The organism is Streptomyces recifensis, from assembly GCF_002154615.1.
Classification (GTDB): domain Bacteria; phylum Actinomycetota; class Actinomycetes; order Streptomycetales; family Streptomycetaceae; genus Streptomyces; species Streptomyces griseoluteus.
On sequence record NZ_MUNH01000018.1, the window covers coordinates 1 to 3,390 of the forward strand.

The 3,390-nt window shown below is 73.1% G+C and carries 2 protein-coding genes and 1 pseudogene; 2 read left to right on the plus strand and 1 reads right to left on the minus strand.

Going from position 1 to position 3,390, the window contains the following annotated elements; all coding sequences use genetic code 11:
- Positions 1–1,139, minus strand: a 1,139-nt coding sequence (locus CCN33_RS01200; RefSeq protein ID WP_208621623.1) for a trypsin-like serine peptidase, incomplete at its 3' end; no start/stop codon positions are given.
- 285 nt (positions 1,140–1,424) lie between these two features.
- On the opposite strand from CCN33_RS01200, the gene CCN33_RS01205 reads away from it, so the two are divergent.
- Both CCN33_RS01205 and CCN33_RS01210 read left to right on the plus strand, forming a co-directional pair.
- Positions 1,425–2,834 carry a diaminobutyrate--2-oxoglutarate transaminase family protein gene (locus tag CCN33_RS01205; protein WP_086690147.1) on the plus strand — a complete coding sequence of 470 codons (1,410 nt, stop codon included), beginning with the start codon at positions 1,425–1,427 and terminating at the stop codon, positions 2,832–2,834.
- A gap of 223 nt (positions 2,835–3,057) precedes the next feature.
- A pseudogene (locus CCN33_RS01210) lies at positions 3,058–3,390 on the plus strand (iron transporter); the annotation flags it as partial.

A 3,390-nucleotide genomic window follows, 5' to 3' on the forward strand; every position in this document is an offset into this window, starting at 1 on the left:
GAGGCCGGGCCGATCGAGGTGTTGGAGACCAGTGCGGGCTTGCCGTCGGCGCCCTGCTCCACCCAGCCGCCACCGGAGGAACCGCCGGTCATGGTGCAGCCGATGCGGTACATCGTCGGGTCCGCCTTGGCGATCGACAGCCTGCCCGGCTTGTCCTGGCACTGGTACAGCAACTGGCCGTTGTACGGCTCCGCCGCCGGGTAGCCGCTCGCGGTGACCGCGCTCACCTCGGTCGCGGCGGGAGCGGCGAAGTCGACCGGCAGCGCGCCGCCGACCGTCTCCTCCAGCGACTTGCCCCCGTTGCCCTGCTCCGGCGTCACATGGATCACCGCGAAGTCGTACGAGGCGCCGTTGCCGCCGGTCTCACCGCCACCGTCGATCCACTGCTGCGAGGTCTTGGCCGCGTCGGCCCACCAGACACCGTACGGCGCGACCTGCGCGCGGGAGACACCCTCCATCTGTGAGGAGGAGAGGCTCTGGTTGTTGTACGACGGCACGAAGGCGATGTTGCGGTACCAGCCGCCCTTCTTGCCGGCGTGCACACAGTGGCCGGCCGTCCAGATCAGGTTGGACTTGCCCGGGTGCGCGGGGTCCTCGACCACCGTGGCCGAGCAGACCATCGTGCCCTTGGGGGAGTCGAAGAACACCTTGCCGGAGGTGGCCGCGTTGGTGTGGTACGGCGGGCGGACCGCCTTGGCCTGCACCGGCTGCGGCTCGGGGTCGGTCACGCCCTGGTCGCCGGAGAGGTCGTTGTCGTCGACCCGCTTGGCCGGGTCGTCGGCGCCCCGCATCCGGTCCTTGTCCCACAGACCGTTGATGATCGGGTTGATGAAGTCGTTCGCCTCGCGCAGCCAGTCGTCCCGGTCCCAGTTCTTCCAGGCGCCGTCCTTCCACTTGTCCATGTCGATGCCGTGCTGGCGGAGCTTGTCCTGGAGGTCCTGCGGGACGCGGACCTTCCCGTCCGAGCCCCGCGCGGTGGAGGACGAGCTGCCGCCGGCGTTGTCGTCACCGGCTCCGTCGCACGCGGTGGCGGTCAGCGCCAGCGCCGAGGCGAGGGCGACGGCCGCCAGCACGCGGGAGGTCCTGTGGGGCGTACCCCTTCCTCGGCGAGCGGTGGACGACGGCCGTATGGAGTGCATGGTGGTGACTCTCCCTGTTGAGACGGAACTTGGCGCTTCGGCCCTGGTACCGGCATCCAACTCGCTGCGGACCGGCGCCGGTTCCCCGGACTTCCGGGACGGGACCACACACTATGCGCTCGCTGTAGGTGACTTCCGACGGAACCGCAACGGTTACGTCACGGCAAGGATCTTGGAGCTACCCGTAACCACGCGGCCGGTCGGCTGTTGGTAGCCGTGGGGACCGCTGCCTGCGCCCGTCCCCGTCGAACAACTCGCCTCTGGACAGCGGGAGGACAGCGAGCCGTGGCCGTGACCGAGTCGGAGGCCGACAGCACCCACCGGGGAACTCCGGCCGTGCACGAGGGGATTCTCAGGCGCCAGTCGGCGCGCGAGTCCGCCGCGCGTACCTATGCCCGGGCCCTGCCCATCGTGCCCGTGCGGGCGCGTGGCCTCACCATCGAGGGCGCGGACGGCCGTCGATACCTCGACTGTCTCTCCGGCGCCGGGGCGCTGGCCCTCGGCCACAACCACCCCGTGGTGCTGGAGGCCGTCCGCAAGGTCCTCGACTCCGGCGCGCCCCTCTCCGTGCTGGACCTGGCGACCCCGGTGAAGGACGCCTTCACCACCGAGCTCTTCCGCACCCTGCCGGCCGGGTTCGCCGACCGGGCCCGCGTGCAGTTCTGCGGTCCGGCCGGAACCGACGCCGTCGAGGCCGCCCTCAAACTGGTCCGGGCGGCGACGGGACGCAGCGGCATCCTCGCCTTCACCGGCGCCTACCACGGCATGACCGCGGGCGCCCTGGCCGCGTCCGGCGGCGCCCCCGACCTCCAGGTGGGCCGCCTGCCCTATCCGCAGGACTACCGCTGCCCCTTCGGAGTCGGGGGCCCGCGCGGCGCCGAACTCGCCGCCCGCTGGACCGAGTCGGTCCTCGACGACCCCAAGTCGGGCGTGCCCCGGCCGGCCGGGATGATCCTCGAACCCGTCCAGGGCGAGGGCGGGGTGATCCCGGCACCGGACGACTGGCTGCGCCGGATGCGCCGGGTCACCGCCGACCGGTCGATCCCCCTGATCGCGGACGAGGTACAGACCGGCGTCGGCCGCACCGGCGCCTTCTGGGCCGTCGACCACAGCGGGATCACCCCCGACGTGATGGTCCTCTCCAAGGCCATCGGCGGCAGTCTCCCGCTGGCCGTCATCGTCTACCGCGAGGAACTCGACGTCTGGCAGCCCGGCGCCCACGCGGGCACCTTCCGGGGCAACCAGCTCGCCATGGCCGCGGGCACCGCCACCCTCGCCTACGTCCGCGAGAACGGCCTCGCCGAACGAGCCGCCACCCTCGGCGCCCGCATGGTGACCCGACTCCGGCAGCTGCAGGACGAGTTCGCCTGCGTGGGAGACGTGCGGGGGCGCGGGCTGATGATCGGGGTCGAGCTGGTCGACCCCGCGGCCGCGTCCGTACCGGAAACGCGCGGCTCCGAGACGGACGGCTGGGACTCCACCACGGCGCCGCACCCCGCCGACCCCGAACTCGCCGCCGCCGTCCAGCGCGAGTGCCTCGACCGGGGGCTGATCGTGGAACTCGGCGGCCGCCACAACAGTGTCGTACGGCTCCTCCCGCCGCTGACCATCAGCGACGAGCAGGCGTCGGCCGTACTCGACCGCCTCGCCGACGCGGTGACCGCCGCGAACCGCGACCACCAGCGCACGGGCTAGCCCCCGCCAGGCCACCCCCTCGCCGACGCGCACCATCCGCGCGTCGGCGGAGAGCGGCGAACCCACCTTCCGGCGTCGCCGTACCGCCGCACCCCGGCCGACCCCGGAACCGTGCCCGGCGCGCATCGGCATCCCCTGCTCTCGTCACCGCCCCACCTCTCATCCGCCCTGCGACATCCCTCCGTCACCGAACCCACACCCGCATCACCCCCGAGGAACTGTCATGAACGCCACCCCCGCACCCGACGGCCGTTCCGAGACCCCCGACGAACCGGCGGACCCCGGCAGCACCCCGGTCCCGCTCGCCGACGCGGTGCCGCACCAGAAGCGGCGCGCACCGGTCGCCGGAGGGCCCGACGAGCCGGACGCCGATCCGCTGGAGGCGGCCGACCCGCACACCGCGGCCCAGGCGGCGGCGGTGGAGAACCTCCTGCGCTGCTGGGCGCGCGAGACCGGCCTCGCCGCCCCGGACAACGGCACCCTGCGTGTCCCGCTCCCGGCCAGTGGCACCGCCCTCGTCACCCCCGTCCGGCACTGGTCCCCGACCGGCTGGCAC